Below are 22,790 nucleotides of genomic sequence, written 5' to 3'. Positions count from 1 at the left end.
GTGGGAGCATCCATGACCCCCTACGCCGGAGAGCGGCTGATCATTCTCGGCGTGACCGAGAGCGACGCGCACGCGGTAGCGAACCAGTTGATCGCGATGCACCTGCGCGAGCAGGGTTTCACCGTGGTCAACCTGGGTGTGTGCACCCCGCTGAGCGCCTTCGCCGCCGCCTGCGACCAGCATCCGCACGTGGAGGCCGTCCTCATCGGCAGCCTCAACGGGCATGCCCACCAGGATCTCGCCGGACTTCCGGCGCTGCGGGCGGCGGGGCGGCTGCGTTGCCCGGTGATCATCGGCGGCAATGTGTCGGTCGGCCACGACACCACGTCCCAGGAACGTGAACGGCTCATCGCTCTCGGCGTCGATCACCTGCTGACCGACGCCTCGCAGATCGTGCCGCTCCTGGACCTGCTGCGTTCGATGCGAGAAACTCCCTCCGCCCCGGCCCATGACGCGCGAACCCGCTAGCCCTCTCGGCGACCTGCGGCTCTCTCCCCTCCTCACGGCCACGCTGCCGCGGTGGGAGCAGATCACGGCGGAGCTGCGCAGGCCCGGTCCGCACATCGCCGACGTGCTGCGCCTGGCCGACGCCACTGGACGCCCCGCGGTCCAGCCCCGCTGCGGCGTCGGTGGCCACCCGGAGATGCTGCGGCTGCTCGGAGAGTTGGCTGCCACAGGCGCCGACGTCCTCACCGTCACCGTGGATGCGCACACGCGGCTCCAGCAGTACGCCACCGCGCGACGCCTGATGCGTGACTCTCCTGGCGACTTGAACGGCTATCCGCTGGTCGCGCACGGCTGGCGGCGTGGCCGCGAGCTCCGCGCCCACGTCCCGCACCCCTTGCAGGTACGCCACGGCTCACCGGACGCCCGTGACCTGTTCGCCGTCAGCCTGGCCTCCGGCATCACGTCGTTCGAGGGTGGCGGTATCGGCTACAACCTGCCCTATTCCAAGGATGTCCCGCTCAGGACGACGCTCGGTTCCTGGCAGCGAATAGACGCGGTGTGCGGCGCCCTCGCCGGGGACGGCGTGCTCATCGACCGTGAGCTGTTCGGGACGCTCAGTGCCGTCCTCATGCCGCCGTCGATCAGCTTGGCGATCACCCTGCTGGAGGCGGCGGCCGCGGCACGGGAGGGCGTCCGGTGCGTTTCTCCCGCCTATCCGCAGTCCGGGGAGATGCACCAGGACATCGCCGCGCTGCGCGCCATCAGGGTTCTGGGCCGGCGCTATCTCGGGGCGGACGTCGAGGTCTTCCCGGTCCTGCACGAGTTCATGGGTCCCTTTCCACGCACCCCGCAGTACGCGAACTTTCTGATCATCTACGGCGGTCTGACGGCCCGGCTCGGCCGGGCGAGCAAGGTGGTCAGCAAGACGGCCCAGGAGGGCTTCGGGATCCCGGACGCCGCCGCCAACGCCGAGGGCATCCTCAACACGATCCTGGGCACCAGCGACCTCCTCGACTTCATTCGGGTGGACGAGGACCGGATAGCCGAGGAGGAGTCCTGGATCCTGCAGGAGGTCGGCGAGCTCGTGGAGCCGCTGTTCGCCACCGGGGACCTGCTCGGCGGCATCGTCGAGGCGTTCCAGACCGGGCGGCTCGACATCCCGTTCAGCGCCAGCGTGCACGCGCACTCGGACGTGCTGCCCGCGCGGGATCGCGGCGGCGCGGTCCGCTACGCCCACCTCGGCGCGCTGCCGTTCTCGGGCACCACCCGGTCACGCCACGCCCGCCAGCTCTCCGCCCGGACGGGGGCCACCCACCGCGCAACAGGCCTGATCGAGCAGATCACCCGGGACATCAACTACTTCCTCGACAAGGAGAGGACCGTCTTGCCCGCAACCGACGAAAGGCCACAACCATGACAGCCTCCGGATCCGCCGGGATGGGCGATCCCGCCTTCGGAGCGGCGGTCTCCGATGCCGACCGGCGGTACCTGATCCACTCCTGGTCGACACAGGGAGAAGCCGACACCATCGCGGTCGCCAGGGCTGAGGGCCGCTACTTCTGGGACTACGAGGGCAAGCGGTACCTCGACTTCTCCTCGCAGTTCATCAACCTCAATGTCGGGCACCAGCACCCGAAGGTCGTCGCGGCCGTCCAGGCCCAGGCCGGCAGCCTCTGCATGCTGGCCTCGACACTGGCGAACCATCAGCGCAACGAGGCCGCGCGGCTCACCACCGAGCTGGCACCGGGCGACCTGAACCGGGTGTTCTTCACCAACGGCGGCGCGGAGGCCAACGAGAACGCCGTGCGGATGGCGCGCCTGCACACCGGCCGTTCCAAGGTCCTCGCGGCCTACCGCTCCTACCACGGCGGGACCAGCACGGCGATCGCCCTCACCGGCGACCCGCGCAGGTGGCCCAACCAGCACGCCGGACACGCCGACGCCAACGTCGTCCACTACTTCGGGCCCTATCTCTACCGGTCCAGCTTCCACGCACGGACGGAGGCCGAGGAGTGCGAGCGGGCGCTGGCGCACCTGGCGGAGGTCATCGGCTTCGAGGGGCCGTCCACCATCGCCGCGATCATCGTCGAGCCGGTCGTCGGAACCGCGGGAATCCTGGTGCCGCCATCCGGCTACCTGGCCGGTGTGCGGGAGCTGTGCGACCGGCACGGCATCGTGCTCATCGCCGACGAGGTCATGACCGGCTTCGGGCGGACTGGCGCATGGTTCGCGGTCGACCACTGGGGAGTGGAGCCTGACCTGCTCACCTTCGCCAAGGGCGTCAACTCCGGCTACGTGCCGCTGGGCGGGGTCGTCGTCTCGGACGCGATCTACGACACGTTCCGGACCCGGCCGTTCCCGGGCGGGCTGACCTACTCCGGCCATCCGCTGGCCTGCGCCGCCGCAGTCGCCACGATCACTGCGATGAAGGAGGAGGGCGTCGTCGACCACGCCGCCTGGCTCGGTGAGGCCGTGATCGGCCCGGAGCTGCGCCGGATCGCCGAGCGTCATCCCGCTGTCGGCGAAGTCCGCGGGCTCGGCGTCTTCTGGGCGGTGGAGCTGGTACGCGACCGCGAGACCCGTCAGATGCTGGTGCCCTACGCCTCGTCGGGGGACGCGGCAGCGCCCATGGGGGCGGTGGTGGCGGCCTGCCACCGGCTCGGGCTGTGGCCGGTCACGAGCCACAACCGCATCCACGTAGTGCCGCCGTGCAACACGACCGAGGCCGAGGCCCTGGAGGGCCTGGCCAAGCTCGACGAGGCACTCGCGGTCGCGGATCGTTACGCCGAAGGCGCATGATCCCCGCAGTCCGCGACGGCGCCGATCAAATCCGCGCCGTCGCGGACCAGCAGGGGCGCGGCCCGGCCGACGACCGCCACCGAGCCTCGGTACGGGCCGGGCAGCGGAGCGTCGATGAGCGAGTAGGAGTCCGGTGCCCCGAGCGCGGCAGGGAGGTTGAGCACTCTCGGCGATGAGCTCGAACCTGTCACCTCAACGTGGGCCGGATGGACCGCGAGCCCCTTGCCGACCGCTTTGAGCACCGCTTCCTTCCTCGTCCACCGGACCACGAAGTCGGCGTAGCCACCGCCTCGCGCGCGGAAGTCCCGCAGCTCGAACTCGGACAGCGATGACTCGAGGTGATGACCGGGGACGTCACGGAGCGAGGCGTCCTCGACATCGACGCCGACGGCGCCCCGCGAGGTCACCGCCAGGACGGCCAGCTCTCCCGCGTGGGAGACCGAGAAGTCGAGGTCCGCTTCGGCGGGATCCACCACTCTCGGCTTGCCGTGATCGCCCCCGCAATGCCGGCACGTACGGTCGAAGGCCAGGCCCGAAGGATCATGGTCCCATCGACGAGCCAGCACGAGCCGGGTCAGCGCCCACGCGGCGAGGAAGCGCCGCCGGTCGCGGGCACCGCGCAGCCGCCCCCTGCGCAGCAGCTCCCGCTCGTCCAGTAACGCCGCCAGTCCTTCCGGCACGGCCGCGGCGCGGACGTACCAGACCTCGCAGTCCGCGTCAGGTCTCGCCGTGCCCGGTACCGGCCCCTTCTCGCCGAGACGCGGAAGAATGCGGGGACGGGTCCCCGGCCGCCCGTGGCTCATGTCGCGGCCATCCGGGCGAGGTAGCCGACCAGCAGCGGGTCGGTGAGCAGGTCCGGCCCCGCCGCGGCACCCGGCCACGGCACGAGCTCCCGCTCGGGCCCCCCGCCGGCGACATGGCCGGGCGGTGAGATCTCGATGGTGCGGCAGCGCGAGCCGGTGGACGGGTCGGCGCTCGCCGACATGAGAAGGAAGCCGAGCCAGGCGCGGTAGCGGTCGGACAGGTCCGTCATGAACACCTCCGCCTCATCCCCTTCCAGGCCGAGGCCGCCGACCAGGTCGGCCAGGCCGGCGTCGAGGCGAGCCATGGCGGCGGCCTGGACCGCGTCGGCGGAAGCGGTCTCCAGGGGGAGGACGAAGCCCTCGGTGCCGTCGACGTTCGCCAGCATCATGTCGAACTCCGCCTGTACCTCGGCCGCGCCGGGAAATCCGGGAGCGAGCAGGACACACCACCGGACGTCCGCACCCAGCCTGGCCAGCTCGGAGACGATCGCCGTGGTGAGCGCCGCGCCACCGCAGTAGCCGATGACTTTGAACACGCCCGCGCCGGCCGAGGCCAGCGTGGCGGCGTAGTCTCCGGCCAGGGCCTGGATACCAGGCAGCGAGCGGTCCGCCGAGCCCGCCATGCCGGACACCGGATCGAGACGGTAGACGCCCAGATGCGCCGTTCCGGCGGCCAGATCACCGGCCAGGGTGCCGCCACCCTCCACGCCGAGGAACTCGACGACCACGAGCGCCTCGCCGCCCTCGGGTGCGGGCCGCAGGCGCTGGAGGTGCAGCCCGGAAGCGGTGCTGAGTCTCGTGGGAACGCTCATGGGATCAGGTCTCGCAGCGCTTGGCGAGCATCGCCGCGGTAGGGAACTCGAACAGGTCCTGCAGCGCGATCCGGGCGCCGAGCAGCGCCCTGATCCGACCGACCAGGCGCGCGGCACTCAGCGAATGCCCGCCCAGGGCGAAGAAGTCATCGTCCATTCCCACGTGCTCCACCCCGAGTATCTCGGCGAACAGGCCGCACACCGCCTTCTCGGCCGCCGACCGCGGCTCCCGCTCCGAGCTGCCTCCCTGTGCGGGCAGCGGCACGGGCCCGGGGACCGATCCGGGTAAGGCCTGACGGTCCACCTTGCCGTTCGACGTCAGTGGCAGGCGGTCGGTGAACACGAACACCTCGGGCACCATGTGCCGGGGAAGCGTTGTGCCGAGCGCTCGTGCCAGCACGGTGTGCGGCACGGTGTCACCGACCAGGTGCGCCACCAGCCGCGGGTGTCCCAGGGCGTCGGGCCGGGCCGTGACCGCTGCCTGACGTACCTCGGGCAGTCGCTCCAGCGCCGCCTCGACCTCTCCTGGCTCCACCCGGAAGCCGCGGATCTTCACCTGATCGTCCACCCGGCCGACGTACTCGAGCACACCCGCCGTGGTCCACCGTGCCAGGTCGCCGGTCCGGTACATCCTGCTCCCGTCGGCGGCGAAGGGGTCGGCGACGAATCGCTCGGCGGTCAGCCGGGGCCGGTTCAGATAGCCGCGCGCGAGCTGGACCCCGGCCGCGTACAGCTCTCCTACGACGCCGATCGGGACCGGGCGCAGGGCATCGTCAAGCACGTACAACCGGACGTTCCACACCGGGCGCCCGATCGGCACCGCGCCGGCGCCGATCGGCTCCCCGGCGGCGATACGGTGAAACGTGCAGGCGACGGTGACCTCGGTCGGTCCGTACAGGTTGGTCAGGTCGACCTGGGGATGCTCCCGCCGCCATCCGGCCAGTGTGGCGCCGTGCAGGGCCTCGCCGCCGAGGACAAGGTCACGCGTCGGCCATCGCGGGTCGTCCGGATCGCCGAGGAACGGGAATTGGCTGGGCGTCATCTCCAGAAAGGTCGGGCGCCCGGTAGCCGGCTCGGGTTTCTCGGCCAGCCAGGGGGCGTCGACGAGTTCGACGGTTCCACCGGCCGTCAGCGGTGCCCAGAGCTGGGTGACCGCGCCGTCGAAACCGAGGGAGAAGGTGACGGGCACCCGGCCGCGCATGCTCGGATACGTGGTGGCGGCCCATTGCAGGTAATTGGCGAGAGCCCGCTGCGAGACGATCACGCCCTTCGGCCGCCCCGTGGACCCGGAGGTGTAGATCACGTAGGCAGCACGGTCCGGCCCCCATCGGGTTCGGGCGTCGGTGGCAGTGGCGTGCCCGCACGCGGTACCGTCCTCGGCCACCCTTCCCTTCTCGTCGACGCGCACCACAGGAACGCCCGCCGGAGCCGTGAGGGCGCTGCCCGCCTCCACCACCACGACGGCGGGCCGGGCGTCCCTGAGCATCCATCCGACGCGCTCGGCCGGATGGCCGGCATCGACCGGCACGTAGGCGGCTCCCGCCTGCCAGGCTGCCAGCATCGCGACGACAGCCCCGGCGACCCGCGGCATCACGATCGCCACGAGCGTCTCCGGTCCGGCGCCGTGCCGCCGCAGGACCTCCGCCAGCTCTCCGGCACGCGCGCCGAACTCCGCGTAGGAGAGCACGACCTCGCCGCATACCACGGCGGGGTGAGGCCCGTTGGCCGTCACGGCTGACTGCACCAGGGCCGAGGCCTCGGTCGCCGTGGACCTTTCGTCACCATGGGCGAAGGTGCCCAGCACCTGCCCCAACTCGGCCTCGTCCATGAGGTCGAGCTCCGACAACCTCCGGCCGGGCGCTTCGACGGCCGACCGGAGCAGCCGTGCGAACCGGCGCAGGATCAGCTCCGCCGTATCGCGGTCGAAAAGGTCCGCGGAGTATTCAAGCGCCAGGGTCACGCCTGCGGGCTCCCCGTCCAGGTCACGCCGTTCGGTGGCGATGACCGTCAGGTCGAAGCGGCTGCAGTCGAGGGCCGCGCGCAGCGGCTCGCCGGACAGTCCCGGCAGTCTGAGCGGCGGCTCAGACTCGGTCTCCAGCGCCAGCATGACCTGGAACAGCGGGTTGCGTGCCGCGCTGCGCGGCGGATTGACCGCCTCGACCAGCAGGTCGAAGGGCAGCTCCTGATGAGCGTAGGCCTCCAGCCCGCTTGTGCGGACTCGGCTCAGGAGAGCGTGGAACGCCGGGTCGCCGTCCGTCCGGGTGGGCAGGACGAGCGTGTTGACGAACATCCCGATCACCGCATCGAACGAGTGCTCGGTCCGGCCTGCCACGGGGCACCCGATGGGGATGGCGGTTCCAGCTCCGAGCCTGGTGAGCAGCGCGGCGAGGGCCGCCTGCAAGACCATGAACACGCTGGCCCGGTGCTCACGGGCCAGGGCGGCCAGCGCACGGTGCGACTGCGGGTCGAGCTCGCGTCGCACTCTCCCGCCTCGCCCGCTCAGGCGAGCCGGCCGTGCCCGGTCGGCCGGTAGAGCCAGCTCGCCGGGCATTCCCGCCAAGGCTTCGCGCCAGTAGGCGACTTCGCGGGCATATCGGCTGTCGGGATCAGCGGGATCGCCGAGCATCGACTCCTGCCACCGGACATAGTCCGCGTAGCCGGCAGGCAAGGGCTTCCAGCCCGGCTCCACCCCGCCGCACCGGGCCTCGTACGCCGTGGCGAGCTCGTCGACGAACAAGGTCTGCGACCAGCCGTCGAAGGCGATGTGGTGGACCACCACGAACAGGGCGTGGTCCCGCGTCCCCATCCGCAGGAGGCGGCACCGTACCGGGCTCTCCCTCTCCAGGTCGAAACGGTGCGCCGCGGTCTCGTCGAACAAGCTCTGCACGTCCTCCGGGCTCACCTGCTCGGCTACCGGGTACGGCAGGCAGTCCGCCGCGTCCAGCACCTGCCGCCGCAGGATCCCCTCATCCTGGAGGAAACGCGTCCGGAGGGATTCGTGACGAGCCACGACATCGAGGAGCGCGGCGTGGAGCGCGTCCGGGTCGAGCGCACCCGTGAACCGCGCACCGTAGGCGAGGTTGTAGCCGAGGTCGGCCTCGTTCAGCCGGTTCAGGTACCACAGACGTCGTTGCGCGTGCGAAGGGCGCGACGCGTGCCCGCCGTGATCGCCCGGGTCCCGTTGCGCGATGGCTTCGTCCGCGTCCCCGATCAGCTCGCAGAGCTCCGCGACGGTAGCGGCTTCGAAAACGTGCCGGACCAGGATGTCGACACCCAGCGAGGCGCGGAGGCGAGCAACGAGACGAGCCGCGTGGAGCGAGGTGCCGCCGAGAGCGATGAAATCGTCGTCGAGCCCGACGCCGCCGGTCGCGAGCACCTCGGCCAGGAGGCCGCACACCGCTTCTTCAAGGGAGTTCCGTGGCTCGCGGCGCCCGCGGTCGTCCGGCGCGCCGCTGTCGAGGTCCGGGAGTGCCCGGCGATCCACCTTGCCGTTCGGCGTCAGCGGCAGCCGATCGACGATCTGGAACGCCTCCGGCACCAGGTGCCGCGGGACCGCGGCCGTCAGTCCTCTGGCCAGCGCGGAGGTCCGCAGGTCATCGCCCACGACGTAAGCCACCAGGTGTGGGACTCCCTCAGCGTCCGGCCGGGCCACCACCGCCGCCTGGCGCACGCCGGGCAGTCGCTCCAGCGCGGCCTCGACCTCTCCCGGCTCCACCCGGAAGCCGCGAATCTTGACCTGCGCATCGGTCCGGCCGTGATAGTCCAGAACGCCATCGGCGTTGCGGAGCGCCAGGTCGCCCGTCCGGTACATCCGGCGTCCGTCGGCGGCGAACGGGTCCGTGACGAAGCGCTGCGCCGTCAGTTCGGGGCGGTTCAGGTAGCCTCGCGCCACCTGCGGACCGGACAGGTAGAGCTCGCCGACCGTCCCGGTGGGAACCACGCGCAGGTGCTCGTCCAAGACGTACGCGTCCACGTCCGGGAAGGGCACACCGATCGGCGCGACGCCGGTCCCCGTGCGGCCGACCGACGCGGACGTGGCCCACACCGTCACCTCGGTGGGACCGTACAGATTGGTCACGCGCCGCGCGCGAGCGGCCAGTTCGGCACCGAGCACGGCCGGAAGGGCTTCGCCGCCGACGATGACGTCGAGACCGTCGACCACGTCGGGGCACGCCGCGAGCAGCTCGCGCCACAAGGTCGGGGTCCCCTGCATGATCGTGGCGCCGGAACCGGCCACCAGCTCGCCGAGAGCGGGCGGGTAGAGAGCCTGGTCCGCGGTCGCGACAATCAGGCGCGCGCCACGCAGCAGCGGCAGGAGGTACTCCGGCACCGACATGTCGAAGCCGAAGGTCGTGCCCGACACCAGCCGGTCCGCCGGCGTGAGCGGGAAGCACCGCTCCATGGCGGTCAGGAAGGTGGCCAGCGCTCCATGGCTGATCATCACGCCCTTGGGGTGCCCGGTCGAGCCTGATGTGTAGATCACGTACGCGACGTCGTCCGGTGTCACGGTGTCAAGTGCGTCGCGAACGCCTGCGGCGGCCGATGCGCCTGTTCCGCCGAGCACCGATCCCCCGGCATCGATGTGGACCGTCGGCAGGGCTGGGGGAACCGCCGCATGCGGATCCGCCCCCAGCACCACGACCGAGGGCCGGGCGTCCTCGATCATCCACGCGATCCGCTCGGACGGGTATGCCGGGTCGATGGGCAGATAGGCAGCACCGGCCTGCCAGGCCCCCAGCATCGCGGTCACCGCGCCGATCCCTCGCGGCGCCAGCACGGCGACGATCGACTCCCGTCCGGCCCCGGACCGCGCCAGCGCATCGCCCACAGCGGCGGCCCTGGCCTGTAGCTCCCGGTGTGATACGACCACCCGGCCGCACACGACGACCGACTCCGGGCCGGATCGGGCCACCCGCGCCGCCAGCAACCTCCCCGCCGCGCTCCGCGACTCCATCGCTACAGGAACCTTTCCGCGATCCGGTCCAGAGTGCGGAAGTCGTCGATGCTCAGCGAGCCGACGTCGATCGTCGCGCCGGAGAGCTCTTCCAGCAGGCCGACGAACTCGAGGAACGCCAGCGACTCGAGGAGCCGGGTCTCGATCAGGTCAGCGTCGGGAAGGACCGCGCCTTCCAGATCCGGGTTCTTCGCTCGGATCCAGGCCACGATCTCGTCCATCCTGGCATCCCTGACGCTCCTGAGGTCCATGCCCTGCTCTCCTATCCGATCGAACCGTGGACGACGTCGAGGGCACGCTCGGCCCCGCCGTGAGTGCGGATCAAGGTGTGGATCCACCTCTCCACCCCGAAAGCGAGGCAACTGCTGTAGGCCGGAGCATCCCCGTGCTCGATGCCCAAGCGCTCGCCGAAGAAGTTGCGGTGGCGGTTGACCGAGGCGATGGCGGTGCCGTCCGAGGCCACGAACTCGAACTTGACCGGGTCCAGCCGGCTGAGCAGCGAGCGGGAGCCGTCGCCCAGGTAGAAGGGATCCGTAGCAGGTTGCGCGTCGAGCTCGATCCCGAGTCCGGCGGCCAGGTCCCGGACCTGCTCTTCCGCCTTCCGCAAGTGCTCCACCGCACCCTCCTGGTCGCCCACGTAGAGCACCTCCCGCATGTGGAAGGTCCTGAGGCGGCGGAGCCCGTCGTAGATCTCTTCGTTGCGATGGCAGCGACCGATCGCGGTGAGCAGCCGTGGGCTCTGGGCCTGCTGACGCCGGAGCGACATGAGCATTCCGTAGCAGGTGGCCGTCGGCAGGAGGCAGTCTGTCGGCCTCAAGGCGTCCTCGGGCGCGGGCGCACCGCGCTCCTGTCCGGCCAGCCGGGTGGTCGTCTCCTCCGTGTACGTGGCCACCGGGAGTGCGAGATGGGGGAAGTTGGCGAAGAAGTCGAGCTCGGCCAGCAGGCCGGCGGGGAGAAGCGCGGGGCTGACAACCGGCCGGGCGCCCAGTTGTCCGGCGATCCGTGAGAACCGGGCGTCCAGAGCATCGAAGATCTCGGCCTCGGCGGGCTCGAGCACCGCGACCCCGGACGCGAGGAAGATGGCCATGAGTGCTCCTGTCAGTCGAACAGGCCGATGCGTCGGTAGAAGGAGACTGTTCGTTCGGTGATGCGTTCGTGCACGGCTTGCCGGGCGGGGTCGGCCAGCACGGCGGCGCGGACCCGCGACGGCGAGTCGAAGCCGGCGTCGCGGTAGGCGTCCACGCTGTACAACATCGAAATGATGAGGTCGATGTAGCGACGCAGATACCCGGCGACTTCCCGCACGGCCTCGGCCGAGTGACCGGCCTTGACGTGGTTGAAGAGCGCCGAGACCAGTTGCCCGCCGAAGGCGATGTGCCGGGACTCATCGCGGTGGTGGATGCGATTCACCTCACGGACGGTGTCCGGGAGGCTCGCGTCCGCGGCCATCCTCGCGTTGAAGAAGTCACCGATCTGCTCGAAGATCAGAATCTGGCTGAAGACGATGAAGTTGTTCACTTCCGGTGCGCGCTCGGCAGCCGGGAAGACCATGCGCCGGTCCGGATATATGCGCCCCCCGTACCTGAGGCAGAATTCGGCGAAGAACCACATGTGCTCGTTCTCCTCGCCGATGAAGTGGTGGAAGTAGGGCGTGGGGATCTCGTAGCCGGGGGTGTGCATGCGGCGCATCACCTCGATGAGCAGCTCCCGGATCCCATGGGCGATCAGGCTGTAGAGGTTGACGCTCTCCCAGCGGGAGAGCTCGACCAGCTGGTCCGGTGGGATGTCCGCTTCCATCGCGGTGCCATGGACCGAGAGGAGCTCCCTGCTCATCCACAACGATTCAGGCTTGATCTCCGGCGGCCACTGAAAGGTGCGATAAGGGTTGTAGTAGTCCTCAACCGAAGCCTCGGTGAGCCTACCGACGGCCTTGGTAAATTCTTGCGTCCACTCAAGCGTCGGCATCGGAGCCTCCCGTTCCGGGCGCGACGCGGAACTCGAAGTCCCGGCACACCTTGGCGTTCACATCGATCGACATCGCGATCCGGCCGACGTCGACGGCCTCGATCACCTTGCCCCGGCTGAGCGCGAGCCCGCGCATGAGGATCTTCACGGGCCGTATCGGCGCCGGCACCTCGAATCGCACGCGGACGCGCCCCCCGGACGGCGTGACGGGCCGGGCCTCCAGCCGCCACACGCCCTCCCAGTCGAGCCGGTAATTGTTGCGGCGGGCGATGTTCTGGTCCATCATCGCGGCCTCGAAGGATGCGGAGTCGTTCTCCTCGTAACGGCGTATCCGCTCGTTTCCGAGAACGGCGACAGGAACACGTTCGTGGATCGCGACCTTCGACGTCCTGCCGCACTGGGCGCACAACACGAGTAACCAGACGTCCAGAAGTTTGCCGTTGGCGTTCATCCGGAACTTCCCCGACGGGCGATGCAGCTTCGAACTGCAGTCGACACACGGCTTCATCATCTCGGGCAGCCTTGTGCCCCGTATCAGCCATTCCACCAGACCCACGCCGGCTCGCAATCCGCAGTCATGAAATCCCCGGTGCGCTCCACCGTCGGCCGTGGAGTTCCCAGCGGGCCGGCGCACCGAGACTTTCGCGCTGCGATATTCAACGACGGTCGCGGCCGGCCTCGATACGAGATTGGAGCACAATTCCTTTCGTGCGGCAGCACACTGACACATCCGGCACCAAAGGTGTTAGCCCGGGCAAGCACAAGGTCGAACGCGCACGGAATCGCGGATTCATTTCGGCTCGCGCCATTATCATGCCCAGGCGGTGTTCACCCGGGCCAGAACTCGGCGGGCACACGAATATCCCCGCCCGCGAGGTTGTTCAACCGGCTGCTTTGAGCAGTTGAATATCGCCCGGGGCGCGGCCGCACCGGCCCGCACCGCCTTCGGGCCTGCCACGTCTCCGGCGAGACATGGCTGGGTGGGACGGGAGCGGCCGGTGTCACGCGTCTTCGATCATCTCGGCGATCTCCGCCCACGTCCGAGCACACTCTCGCGCCACCTTGGCGATGGAGACCGTGCAGTGCGGCGGAACGATCTCCGCGAGCTCCATCCAGTGCCGGATCGTCACGGCTCTGGAGTCCAGCCACCTGATCAGCGCGCGACCGGATTCCGAATAGCGGAGCGACGGGTCCCGCCGCAGAGTGTCGATCACTCGTGTGAGGTCGACCCGCTCCCCTGCGTTACCGGCTCCATCAGCCGACGCCCTGGGCGAAGACGCGCCATCTTCGGTGGACCGCAGGCGCTCGGGCACGGGATCGTCGCCCGCGAGCACGCGCCGGCGCACGTCCCGCGCGGTCGCGATCGAGATCCCCGCCACTTGGGCGATCTCGCGGAGCGTCGCGTCCGGGCGCTCGGCGAGCACCTCGCTGGCGACCAGCCGCCCCTTCGCGGCGTTCAATGGCCGGACCCTGCCGTCCGCGCCGATCCTGGCCTCGGTTCCGCCCGGCCCGTCACTCTGGTTCCGCATGGATGCCACGGTCGCCGCCGCCAAGCCGGCCGACAGCGCGATGGCCCGATCGGACAGATGCGGATGCGAGAAGATGATCCGCGCCGCGGCCGCCTTCCGATCGGCCAGGCTCAGCGGCAACCCGTGGGAGACATTGGCCTTGACCCCGAACCGGAATGCTTCATCGGGGTCGCCGTGGAAGAATTTCACCTCGATGTCCGAGCGGCCGACCATTCGGGCGGCGGTCAGGCGATGCATCCCGTCGATGACACGCATGGTGCCGAAATGCACGAGAATGGGCGGCAAGGGTTCCTCCACCCCGGCGAGCGTGCGGGCATGCTCGAGATCGACGCCCTGGCGGCGCGGTGAATCCGCCTCGAGCAAATCCTCGAGCGGCACGCGTACACTGTTCTCGGCGACATAACCCACACCGCCCCGCACCCGTTCCGAAACACTTTCTCCCATCAGATTTCCCCCAATGGTCAAGCAAATAATTGTTTGATCATGGCGTCTTCTTCATGCGCACATCGCCGCCGCCGATCCACGGCAGGCGAGAAGCAATCCTCACGAGATACTCCGACTGCGATCTACGGAATGCGCTTTCCGAGGGCACTGCGACAAATGTGCCAGGTCTTGGTCGAGAGTAATGGGGAAGGGTATGTCGCCGGTATGTCGCTCCCCCGGCGTCGCCTCGGGCACCACGTCGCGAGCAACCCATGGCGGACGGTTCATGACGGGGGGTGACTCATCGGCCGCACAACTTCGCGGCGCTACAGGAGCGCCGGGCCTGAAACGCCGGCCCGGCCAGAGATCCTCCAGCTCCGCCGGGCCGGGAGAACGCCGAAATCAGCTCCGGCCGGTCCCGTCCCTGTTCCAGGACCTCATCCGGGTCTTGAGGTGCGCACCGATGCTCGCCATGGCCTCGAGGCCGGCCATGTCCAGGTGATCGCAGTCCAGCTGGATCCGATCGACGCCTCGCACGTGGCCGTCCCAGCGCCGTGGATCGGCGGCGATCAGGCCGGCCTCCCTGGGCGCGCTGGCGAAGAATGTCAGATTCCCGTCGAAGGCGCCCGGCACATGGTCGAGCATCAGGCGGAAGTGGTTCACCGTGGACGCCACCAGGGTTGCGATCGTCGCGGGAGCGAGATCGGGGAACCCGGGGTTACGGGCCTTGATCTGGCGCTTCACGTCTTCGGCCGCAGCATTCACGGGCAGCTCGGCCATCGCCAGGTCGGCCGCCTCGTCGCTGCCCAGCAGAGTGCTGAGTGCCTCCCGGAACAGCTCCTCCTCGCTGACGTCCGCAAGCGCCGGAAGTGGTGCCGCGTCCATGACGGACAAAAGGGCCACCTCCTCCCCCGCCTCCTGGATCAGGACCGCCAGCCGGTGCGCGATGAGGCCGCCGAACGACCAGGACAGGAAGTGATAGGGGCCATGCGGTTGAACTACGCGGATCTCGCGAAGGTAGCTGTCGGCGATCTCCTCGATGCTCGATGCGAGGTATCCGGGGGATCGCAGGGACGCCGTCTGCAGGCCGTACACGGGGCGGTCCTGGGGCAGATGCCCGAGCAACATGGCATAGCACCAACTCAGCCCGAGCGCCGGATGAACGCAGAACAGCGGCGGCTCGGTGCCGCTCCTTTTCAGCGGGAGGATGACGCCGAACAGATCGTGCGCATCGCGTGCGGGGGCACCGGCCGCCTGCCCGGACAGCGTCTTGGAGCGGGCACCGCCGAGCCCGGATGACGATCCGCCCCTCCCGGCGGAGGCAAGCGTCCCATACGTCAGCGTCGCGCGTGTCCGTCCGGGATCGCCGAGCAACCGCACAACCAGCGTGCTGACCCGCTCCGCCAGCTCGCGGCAGAACTGCTTCCCGGTCCGCTCGTCACCGCCCCGCTCAACCTCCAGCCTGACCCGGCCGGTCTCGTCCGCCACGCTCAGCGTGATCGCGCCACGGCTGCTGAGGCGGGCCGGCGCAGGAAGGTTCTGCGCCGGGCCGGCCTCTGGCTCCTCTTCGCCGCCCGCGTATCGTAAGCATCCGTCCACTGCCGCGACGCCGCGAACGTCCACTGTCCCCGCCGCGTTCGGCGCGGTCACATCGCCGATGGACCCACCGTCCCGCAGAGCGGAGGCGATCTGGGAACGGACCTGTCCGAGGTAGTCCCGGATGGTCTGTTCATCGTCAGGAGCCACCTGGACCAGCACCGGGTCGCTCCATGACGATCCGGCAGCCGACCGCGTGCCGACGGTGAACTCCACTGCGGATTCGCGACGGCCACCGATGTCCTGCAGGGCGAGGGCGTAAGCGGCGAGGTAGAACAGCGGCGGCGTGAGAGAGTTCGCCTCGCAGTACTCATGGACCGCCGACGCGATGTTCCCGCCGAACTCCAGGCGTACGCTTCGGAACTCTCCCCCTTCAAGGATGTCCTGAAGACGCCACGGCCCAGCCGACCCGCCGGAGGTCCGAGCCTGGTCGGCCTCAGCGGCCAGAACTCGCATGAGGGCGTCCTTCTGCCTTTCGACCCGCGCCAGAAGCTCCGGCCCCACGACGCCCCGGCGAGCCTCCATCCGAAGTCTCCCGTCCTCGACACGGAGCCGCACGCCCAGCCTGCGCAGGCTCGACGTCAGTTCGCGTACCTCTTCCGCGATCCTCGAATCCATCAGACACGAACTCCCTTGTGCTCGGCTTCGCCAGCCATCGGGGGTGTCCTATGCTCGTTGGGCGCCCGGACGGGGCGGGGCACGTCCTGCCCGTCCGCCCCAGCATCACCTCGCCGATGGTGCCTGCCCATTGATCCCCGAGAGAGCGGGCACCGTCAAGTCGGCTCTTGCACCCTCCTGATCGCTCTCGCGGCACTGACGATCGGATGATCCTGCTGTCCCGTCCTCACGGTCGCGGCCGGCGCCGCGCGAGCCCACTGAGCGGGTCGGTGGAGCGAATGGGCACGTACTGCCCGGCTGCAGGAAGCCGTCGCAACAGTGCGCCTGCCGATTATTACATCCGCCCAGGTCATGACTCCGCGAGGGCTTCGCGTGGCGGCGCGAGCCCTGGCCGCTCAGGAGACGGAACCAAGTGCTGCAGGATGGTCGGCCGTGCTCCTTCGCCTGGCCTACCTCACCATCGCCAGCACCTTCGCCGCGTTTGCGATCGCAACCCATGAGCGATCGGGACGAGGTTGTCGAGATTCTCGCTCCGCGTCACGAGAAACGCTGGGACATACCTCCAGCGCCTTCACCGCCGACACCTACACCTCCGTCTACCCGCAGGTGGCCTCGGCCGCGACTGAGAAGACCGCAGCCTTGCTGTTCGGCGAGGAAGACCAGGACGCGCCCGGGAAGCTCATCTCACTGAGGAGCTGACAGTCGGATTAAGCATCCGGCCGCGCACTCGCCGCCTTTCCCCGGCGGGACGGGGCCGCTGCTCTTCCTGCAGCAGTCGGAGACAGTGAATGGATCATGGTTTGTGCGGGGTTGGTGCGCGCGAGCACGCATGGAGCACGCAGGCGCTAGACGAAAATTCTAGTACGCATCCGATCCCACAAAACCGCAGGTCAGGACATGATCAAAGCGCGCCTTGCAGGATTCGAACCTGCGACCGGCGGATTAGAAGCAAGATTTTTTAGTGTCGCGCCGCGCCGTTCGGTGATCTTTCGTACCGCCTCAGTGCGTTTTGTGTGTCAGGCGATGCCTGGTGCTGACGACGCGTGACGGGGCGTACGAGCACGCGCCGAGCACGACCCCCTCTCACGCGATCATTGCATCGTGGCTCCACAGACTGAATCCCCGGTCACAGAGCACCCTGACACTGATATAGATGGCGGTCTCTGTGCTCGGCGCGTGCGGCTGGACGGCATCAGCCCTCCACGGGGGCGATGCTGCTGGCCGTGGTCAGGGTGGCGATCGGCGTCGCACACGAACGGGTCCAGCAAGAGCTTCTCCACCTGGAGGAGCTGTCGCCCGGGCTGCTGGACGAAGCGTCGTGGCCAGCGTGGTATTGCGTCGGCGCTCACTCCCCCGCGCAGACGCCTCCCCCGACTGTGTACGCTGCCGATCCGCTGGAGCTGGGCGTGCACCGTGCCCCCACCCTGACGGCATCGCCACCTCGCCGCTGACGGCGTACGTGCCAAGGGAGCACGACCGCGACCTGGCACCGCGTAGATGTGCACGGCAGATGGTGATTGGCCGGACTTTGATGCGCGAGGGCGCCCCCATGCCGATGATGGTCATTTATGGGTGAGGATCGCAGGTCTGGCCGGGTGTGGATGTGGGCGTGCGGGCTGCTGTTCATGGTGGCCGGCGTATTCGCCTGGATGGGTTTAAGGGATGTGAGGTGGGGTGACGTCGACCCTGCCAGTTTCATGATGTCAGCGCTGTCGCTGGCGGTGTCGATCTGGTCGGGACGGCAGGCGATCCAGGCCAAGCAGGTGACCGACACCGATGTGGACCTGTGGGCACAGAGGCTCGAAAGAGCAGTCGTGACCTCCGAGACCGCACAGCGGATGCAGTTGCTAGGCCGGCAGGACCGCACGATCGATGTGGCTTTCATCCTCACTCCCGCACCCGGCCACAACGTCGGCGAAGCCGCGTCCGAGGGGACGGTGGCGAACGTGGCGGGGTACTTCCGGAAGCTGAGGCCGCAGCGGTTGGTGATCACCGGAGACGCCGGCTCCGGCAAGACGGTGCTCGCGATCGAACTGATACTGGGCCTGCTCACCGACGACGACCGCAGACCCGACGATCCGATCCCAGTCCGCGTGTCCGCCGCGGCCTGGGACGCTCAGACGAGCGTGGACGACTGGCTGGCAGCGCACCTGGTACGCACCTTCGACCTGTCCAAGGCCACCGCGCGGGCCCTGCTGCGGGCCGATCGGGTGCTCCCAGTCATCGACGGCCTGGACGAGATGGACCCCGAACCCGAGCCCGGCTACGGCTCACGCGCGGGCAAGGCACTGCGGGCGCTGAACGCCTACCAGCGCGGGCGCGGGAAGGCCCGGCTGGTACTGACTTGCCGGTCAATCCCCTACGACGCGCTCATCGCCGGCGACACCTGGGCACACGACGCGGCCCGCGTCACCCTCTCGGCTGTCACCGCGGACCAGACATGGACCTTCATCGAGGCAGTCGCCGGCACGCATCAGCGAACGCGCTGGCAGCCGGTGCTGGACGCGCTCACCCAGCCCGGACACCCGCTGGCGGAGGCACTGGCCACACCCTGGCGACTCACCCTGGCCGTCACCGCCTACCAGCAACGATCCGACACCGGGGCCTACCTGCGCGACCCCGCCGAACTGACGCACCTCGCCGACCAGGCCGACACCGCCACAGACCCTGATCAGATCCGCGATCACCTGCTCAGTCTGTTCATTCCCGCCACCATCGCGGCCGCCACCCCGCCAGGCGCGAAGAGCCGCTACCGGCCAGGCCACGTCCACAACTGGCTGGCGGTCCTGGCCCGCTATCTGGACGCCAATATGACCCGGCCCCCGTTGGACGGCCGCACCCTGTCCAGCACCGACCTCGTCCTGCACGAACTGTGGCCGCTGGCGGGGAACCGCTCACGCGTCCTCGGCCTCGGTGTCATCGCGCTCATCACGGCGGTCATGGTGCCGGCGTTCGCACTGGCGATCGGCCACGACGGCATCACGATCGGTGCCATAGCCGCGATAGGCCTAGGGGGTGGCAGCAGCCTCATCGCCTGGTTGGAAGTGTGGCCCCGCCTCACTCACATCGACCTGGCCCAGGTGAAGTCCCCCACCGCAATCGTGGCCGGATACGTGGTCTGCCCCCTGTTCGGGCTCTGGGGCGGAGCCACGACCGGGAACGGAGTGGCCGGTCTCGCCACCGGGCTTGCGGCAGGACTCCTGATCGGATTACTCCTGAGCCTGGCAGGCTCGCTGATGATCCCCGGCTACAAGCCCGTCGCCACCCCCCGTGACATCGTCCGCGACGACCTTGCCAGCGGATCAGCGTTCCTGCTCCTGCTAGGACTGTCCGTGGGGCTGGGAGCGGGCATCGCCAGTGAGCTCAACCCGGGCGGCCTAGACGGGATCGAGGCCGCCGCGACAGCCGGCCCCACCGCGCTGGCCTTGGGGCTCTACATGGTGGCAATAGGCGGTCCAGGAAACGCCGGACTGCGGTACCTGCTCCTAATGCTCAGCATGACGCGGCTGCTGCCGTGGAGGCTGAGCCGTTTTCTGCACTGGTGCTACACCGACACCGGACTGATCCGCATCGCCGGCATCGCCTACCAGTTTCGCCACCGCGAACTCCAGGACTACCTCGCCCGACACCCCCACCCCTGACCAGCTCCACCAAAGCGAGCACCTGGCGAATGAGGCGACCCGAGCAGCCACGCCTTCGCAGGCTTTCCGCCGTGTGGGTGCCGAAATCATGCCTGTGGGTGCCGAATACTGTGTCTCCTCATGCGACCTGGGCGTACTCATGCAGGAGACCGCCGAGCCGGTCTCGCCGGGAGACCTCGATGTCGGCGCCGACCGGGTCGGGTAGCGCCCGTAGCGGGCTGGCCTGCTGCAAGGCCCGGTGCGGACGATGCCCATTGAAGTAGGTCTCGTACTCGGCGAGGACTTTGCACAGGTGGCGTTCGTTCATGATGAGGATCCGGTCGAGTAACTCGCGGCGTACGCTGCCCACCCACCGCTCCATGACCGCGTTCATCCGAGGAGCCCGAGGTGCTGTGAGCACCACACGAATGCCCTCGGACCTGACCACCTCATCGAACAGGGCAGTGAACTTACTGTCCCGGTCTCTGATCAGGAATCGGAAGTCGCCGATCCGATCGCCCAGGTCAAGTATCAGGTTGCGGGCTTGCTGGGCGACCCAGCCGGCGGTTGGGTTCGCCGTGACCCCCAGTACGTGCACCCGCCGGGTGGCGTGCTCGACCACGGTGAAGCAGTACAGCCGCGCGAGCATGACCGTCTCCACGATAAAGAAGTCACAGGCAAGAATCCCGGACGCCTGAGCCTTGAGGAACTGCGCCCAGGTCGGACCACCGCGCCGGGGAGCTGGATCGAAGCCGGCCTTCTTCAAGATCGCCCACACGGTGGCCGGGGACACCTTCCGGCCCAGGCCGGCGATCTGTCCGGCAATGCGCCGATATCCCCAGTCCGGATTCTCGGCGGCCAGGCGCAGCACCAGGGTTCGGATGGTAGGTCGGATCGGTGGCCGCCCCGGCCCGTGCTTAGGGTGGGTCCAACGTCGCTTCACCAGGTCGGCGTGCCAGCGCAAGAGCGTCCGCGGTGTGACGAACAGGTGACATCGGCGACGTCGGGACAGGAGTCGCGCGAGCGCGGAAATGATGGCCCGGTCCGCCCACGACGGCCGGGGAACCGCCACCTGGCGCCGGAGCACAGCCAACTGATGCCGCAACACCAAGATCTCCGCATCCTTGGACGCCTGTGATCGCGCAAGCAGCGCGAACCAGCCAAATGCTCGTAAGACGATCAAGTACAGCAGCCGCAGAGCCACCCTGCGATCCTGCCGGAGCCGAACCATCGAACACAGCAAAACCCCAGATCAAACCCTGTGACGCAATATTCGGCACCCACACGTCGGCCGGGTCGTGGAGAGCCCGGCTCGCCCTCCGATCGCCGACTGACGGTGATGCCGCACCCCCTTCCCGCGGGGCGCTCTGCTCCTTGAGCCGCTGGACGACAGCCGCCAACTCCAGCAAACCTTCGATGCCAATCATCGCAGCTCCAGGCCCTAACAGCTATATAGGTGCACTGTAGAAAGCTGCTTGAACACACCTACCGCTTCTGGAAACAGACCCTCGGCTGGACTCGCCCCAAGCTGCGCGCCACCCGAGCCGCCGACCACTGGACCTGGCTGCTGCTCATCGCTTACACCCAGCTGCGCCTGGGTCGCCGTCTGACCGAGGACCTGCGCCATCCGTGGGAGAAACCGGCCTGGCCGGGTCAGCTCACTCCCGCCCGGGTCCGGCGCGGGTTTCGGAACCTGCGCCCCGCACTCGCCCAACCGGCCGGCGCACCCAAACCCTCCAGGCCCGGCCCCGGACGCCCACCCGGCATCCCCAACCGCCGACCCGCCACCCGCTACGACGTCGGCAAAACCGTCAAACGCGGCCGCACACTCGCAGCACTACAACAATCGGGAGGATAAAGAACAAGATCAGAGCGTGTCTCGTATCCCCGTAATGATCTTCAGCGGCGCAGAGGATACGTCGCGGCTGGCGGACCTGCACGTCTCAACCGCCCTGGATCCCGCGCTGCGGCACGGCCCCGAGGTGGACGACCCGGCACGCGGCCTGTACGAGGTGGAGCACCTCCCGCTGGTGAAGGCGGAGATCACGACCCGGCGCCTGGTGCCGGAGGCCGTGCCCGACTATCCTGCCGAGCACATAGCGGCACTCCCCCGGCTCATTCAGAGGTGACTACATGCGGGCACTGGTCGCGCGCGCCATCGGCGAACCGTCGGACGTCGTCGCGCTGGAGGAACGCCCGATCCCGTCGCCGGGACCAGGCCAGGTGCGGGTCCGGGTGCACGCCGCCCCGGTCAACCCCAACGACCTGCACATCATCCGGGGCCGGTACGGCATCGCGCCGGAGCTACCCGCCGTACTGGGTCAGGAGTGCGTCGGCGTGACCGACGCGGGCCAGCGGGTCATCACGGTCGGGGTGCTGGGCACCTGGCAGGACTACGTGATCGTGGACGCGGGCCGGGCGCTGCCGGTGCCCGGCCACCTGAGCGACTCCACCGCCGCGCAGCTGCTCACCAACCCGCTCACCGCGCACCTGCTGCTCAGCCGCGAGCTGGACGTCCAGCCCGGCGAGTGGATCGTCCAGACGGCCGCCACCTCCACCGTCGGGCGGCTGGTCGTGCAGCTCGCCGCGCACCTGGGCGTCCGCACGGTCAACGTGGTACGGCGGCGCTCGGCCGTCAAGGAGATCCTGGACCTGGGGGGCACGGAGGTGATCTGCACCGAGGACGAGGACCTCGGCGAGCGCCTGGCCGCCATCGGGCCCGTCGCCAAGGCGCTGGACTGCGTCGGCGGGCAGCTCGGCGCCGACGTCTCGCGGGCGCTGGCGCCCGGCGGCACGATGGTCGTCTACGGTGCGCTGTCCACCCACCGGCAGACCGACGCCGACCGGCTCACGATCCCGCTGTTCGCCCGGTCGATGATCTACGAGACGAAGACCGTGCGCGGGTTCTGGCTCTACCGCTGGTTCACCACTTCGACGCCGGACGACATCCTGACCGCGCTGGCGCGGACGTTCGAGCTGGTCGACTCGAGCGTGATGTGCATCCCGGAGGCGCGGCCGTATCCGCTCGCCGCCTACGCGGAGGCGCTGGCGGCCGCCGAGGCCCCCGGTCACGGGGGCAAGCCGCTGCTGGTGCTGCGCGACTAGTGCTGCGTTCCTCAAAGGGTGTAGGTGAACCGTCGGCGTAGCTGCCGTGGTGGCGGTGGTGGGCGTCCCCAGACCCAGGGTTTGGCCTGGGCGTTGAGCTGGGCGGTGGCGATGCGGGT

General features: G+C 69.1%; 18 protein-coding genes and 1 pseudogene. 8 read left to right on the top strand and 11 right to left on the bottom strand.

What is annotated here, in order from left to right:
• Positions 1 to 12: 12 nt before the first annotated feature.
• Genes ACFKCF_RS50850 through ACFKCF_RS50840 form a run of 3 tightly spaced genes read left to right on the top strand, consistent with a single transcriptional unit; the run spans position 13 to position 3,246 of the window.
• Positions 13 to 468: a cobalamin-dependent protein gene (locus tag ACFKCF_RS50850; RefSeq protein ID WP_394503187.1), complete on the top strand. Its 456-nt coding sequence runs from the start codon at positions 13 to 15 to the stop codon at positions 466 to 468.
• Positions 449 to 1,864, top strand: a complete 1,416-nt coding sequence (locus ACFKCF_RS50845) for a methylaspartate mutase (protein ID WP_394503185.1) — start codon at positions 449 to 451, stop codon at positions 1,862 to 1,864. Before ACFKCF_RS50850 ends, ACFKCF_RS50845 begins: the two co-directional genes overlap by 20 nt.
• The gene (locus tag ACFKCF_RS50840) at positions 1,861 to 3,246 is read left to right on the top strand and encodes an aspartate aminotransferase family protein (RefSeq protein ID WP_394503183.1); all 1,386 of its coding nucleotides are present in this window, start codon (positions 1,861 to 1,863) and stop codon (positions 3,244 to 3,246) included. The genes ACFKCF_RS50845 and ACFKCF_RS50840 overlap by 4 nt, the downstream gene beginning before the upstream one ends.
• Here ACFKCF_RS50840 and ACFKCF_RS50835 read toward each other — a convergent pair.
• The 10 genes and pseudogenes from ACFKCF_RS50835 to ACFKCF_RS50790 all read right to left on the bottom strand — a co-directional run.
• Positions 3,228 to 4,049 (bottom strand): 4'-phosphopantetheinyl transferase family protein, encoded by an 822-nt coding sequence (locus tag ACFKCF_RS50835; protein WP_394503182.1) that lies wholly within the window; start codon positions 4,047 to 4,049, stop codon positions 3,228 to 3,230. The two genes, ACFKCF_RS50840 and ACFKCF_RS50835, sit on opposite strands and share 19 nt — an antisense overlap.
• The gene (locus tag ACFKCF_RS50830) at positions 4,046 to 4,861 is read right to left on the bottom strand and encodes a hypothetical protein (RefSeq protein WP_394503180.1); all 816 of its coding nucleotides are present in this window, start codon (positions 4,859 to 4,861) and stop codon (positions 4,046 to 4,048) included. Before ACFKCF_RS50830 ends, ACFKCF_RS50835 begins: the two co-directional genes overlap by 4 nt.
• A gap of 4 nt (positions 4,862 to 4,865) precedes the next feature.
• Positions 4,866 to 9,815, bottom strand: coding sequence for an amino acid adenylation domain-containing protein (locus ACFKCF_RS50825; protein WP_394503178.1), 4,950 nt, complete (start codon positions 9,813 to 9,815; stop codon positions 4,866 to 4,868).
• A 2-nt stretch (positions 9,816 to 9,817) separates the two neighbouring features.
• Positions 9,818 to 10,066: an acyl carrier protein gene (locus ACFKCF_RS50820; protein ID WP_394503176.1), complete on the bottom strand. Its 249-nt coding sequence runs from the start codon at positions 10,064 to 10,066 to the stop codon at positions 9,818 to 9,820.
• A gap of 11 nt (positions 10,067 to 10,077) precedes the next feature.
• On the bottom strand, positions 10,078 to 10,902 hold the full coding sequence (locus ACFKCF_RS50815; protein ID WP_394503174.1) for an aminoacyl--tRNA ligase-related protein: 825 nt from the start codon (positions 10,900 to 10,902) through the stop codon (positions 10,078 to 10,080).
• 11 nt (positions 10,903 to 10,913) lie between these two features.
• Positions 10,914 to 11,780 (bottom strand): diiron oxygenase, encoded by an 867-nt coding sequence (locus tag ACFKCF_RS50810; RefSeq protein WP_394503172.1) that lies wholly within the window; start codon positions 11,778 to 11,780, stop codon positions 10,914 to 10,916.
• Positions 11,767 to 12,336: a DUF1062 domain-containing protein gene (locus ACFKCF_RS50805; RefSeq protein WP_394503170.1), complete on the bottom strand. Its 570-nt coding sequence runs from the start codon at positions 12,334 to 12,336 to the stop codon at positions 11,767 to 11,769. Before ACFKCF_RS50805 ends, ACFKCF_RS50810 begins: the two co-directional genes overlap by 14 nt.
• A gap of 445 nt (positions 12,337 to 12,781) precedes the next feature.
• Entirely contained in the window at positions 12,782 to 13,774 is a 993-nt protein-coding gene (locus ACFKCF_RS50800; RefSeq protein ID WP_394503168.1) for a ParB/RepB/Spo0J family partition protein, read from the bottom strand.
• A gap of 360 nt (positions 13,775 to 14,134) precedes the next feature.
• Positions 14,135 to 15,784 (bottom strand): thioesterase domain-containing protein, encoded by a 1,650-nt coding sequence (locus ACFKCF_RS50795; RefSeq protein WP_394503243.1) that lies wholly within the window; start codon positions 15,782 to 15,784, stop codon positions 14,135 to 14,137.
• Positions 15,785 to 15,946: pseudogene (locus ACFKCF_RS50790) on the bottom strand (hypothetical protein); the annotation flags it as partial. It lies immediately after the preceding gene.
• Positions 15,947 to 16,378: 432 nt separating this feature from the next.
• Between ACFKCF_RS50790 and ACFKCF_RS50785 the strand changes: the two are divergent.
• Both ACFKCF_RS50785 and ACFKCF_RS50780 read left to right on the top strand, forming a co-directional pair.
• Positions 16,379 to 16,645 carry a hypothetical protein gene (locus ACFKCF_RS50785; RefSeq protein ID WP_394503166.1) on the top strand — a complete coding sequence of 89 codons (267 nt, stop codon included), beginning with the start codon at positions 16,379 to 16,381 and terminating at the stop codon, positions 16,643 to 16,645.
• A 998-nt stretch (positions 16,646 to 17,643) separates the two neighbouring features.
• Positions 17,644 to 19,587, top strand: a complete 1,944-nt coding sequence (locus ACFKCF_RS50780) for an NACHT domain-containing protein (protein WP_394503165.1) — start codon at positions 17,644 to 17,646, stop codon at positions 19,585 to 19,587.
• A gap of 118 nt (positions 19,588 to 19,705) precedes the next feature.
• Here the strand turns inward: ACFKCF_RS50780 and ACFKCF_RS50775 are convergent, their stop codons facing one another.
• A complete protein-coding gene (locus ACFKCF_RS50775; protein WP_394503163.1) occupies positions 19,706 to 20,770 on the bottom strand; it encodes an integrase core domain-containing protein in 1,065 nt (354 codons plus the stop codon).
• Between the two features lie 252 nt (positions 20,771 to 21,022).
• Between ACFKCF_RS50775 and ACFKCF_RS50770 the strand changes: the two genes are divergently transcribed.
• Genes ACFKCF_RS50770 through ACFKCF_RS50760 form a run of 3 tightly spaced genes read left to right on the top strand, consistent with a single transcriptional unit; the run spans position 21,023 to position 22,671 of the window.
• Positions 21,023 to 21,424 (top strand): hypothetical protein, encoded by a 402-nt coding sequence (locus tag ACFKCF_RS50770; protein ID WP_394503161.1) that lies wholly within the window; start codon positions 21,023 to 21,025, stop codon positions 21,422 to 21,424.
• Positions 21,425 to 21,440: 16 nt separating this feature from the next.
• Positions 21,441 to 21,695 (top strand): hypothetical protein, encoded by a 255-nt coding sequence (locus ACFKCF_RS50765; RefSeq protein WP_394503159.1) that lies wholly within the window; start codon positions 21,441 to 21,443, stop codon positions 21,693 to 21,695.
• Positions 21,696 to 21,699: 4 nt separating this feature from the next.
• On the top strand, positions 21,700 to 22,671 hold the full coding sequence (locus ACFKCF_RS50760; RefSeq protein WP_394503157.1) for a zinc-dependent alcohol dehydrogenase family protein: 972 nt from the start codon (positions 21,700 to 21,702) through the stop codon (positions 22,669 to 22,671).
• The last annotated feature ends 119 nt before the right edge of the window (positions 22,672 to 22,790 follow it).

Origin of the sequence: Nonomuraea sp. JJY05, from assembly GCF_043496855.1 — a bacterium.
Taxonomy (GTDB): Bacteria; Actinomycetota; Actinomycetes; order Streptosporangiales; family Streptosporangiaceae; genus Nonomuraea.
The sequence above is the reverse complement of the archived record's forward strand: the minus strand, read 5'-3'. Positions and strand labels throughout refer to the sequence as shown.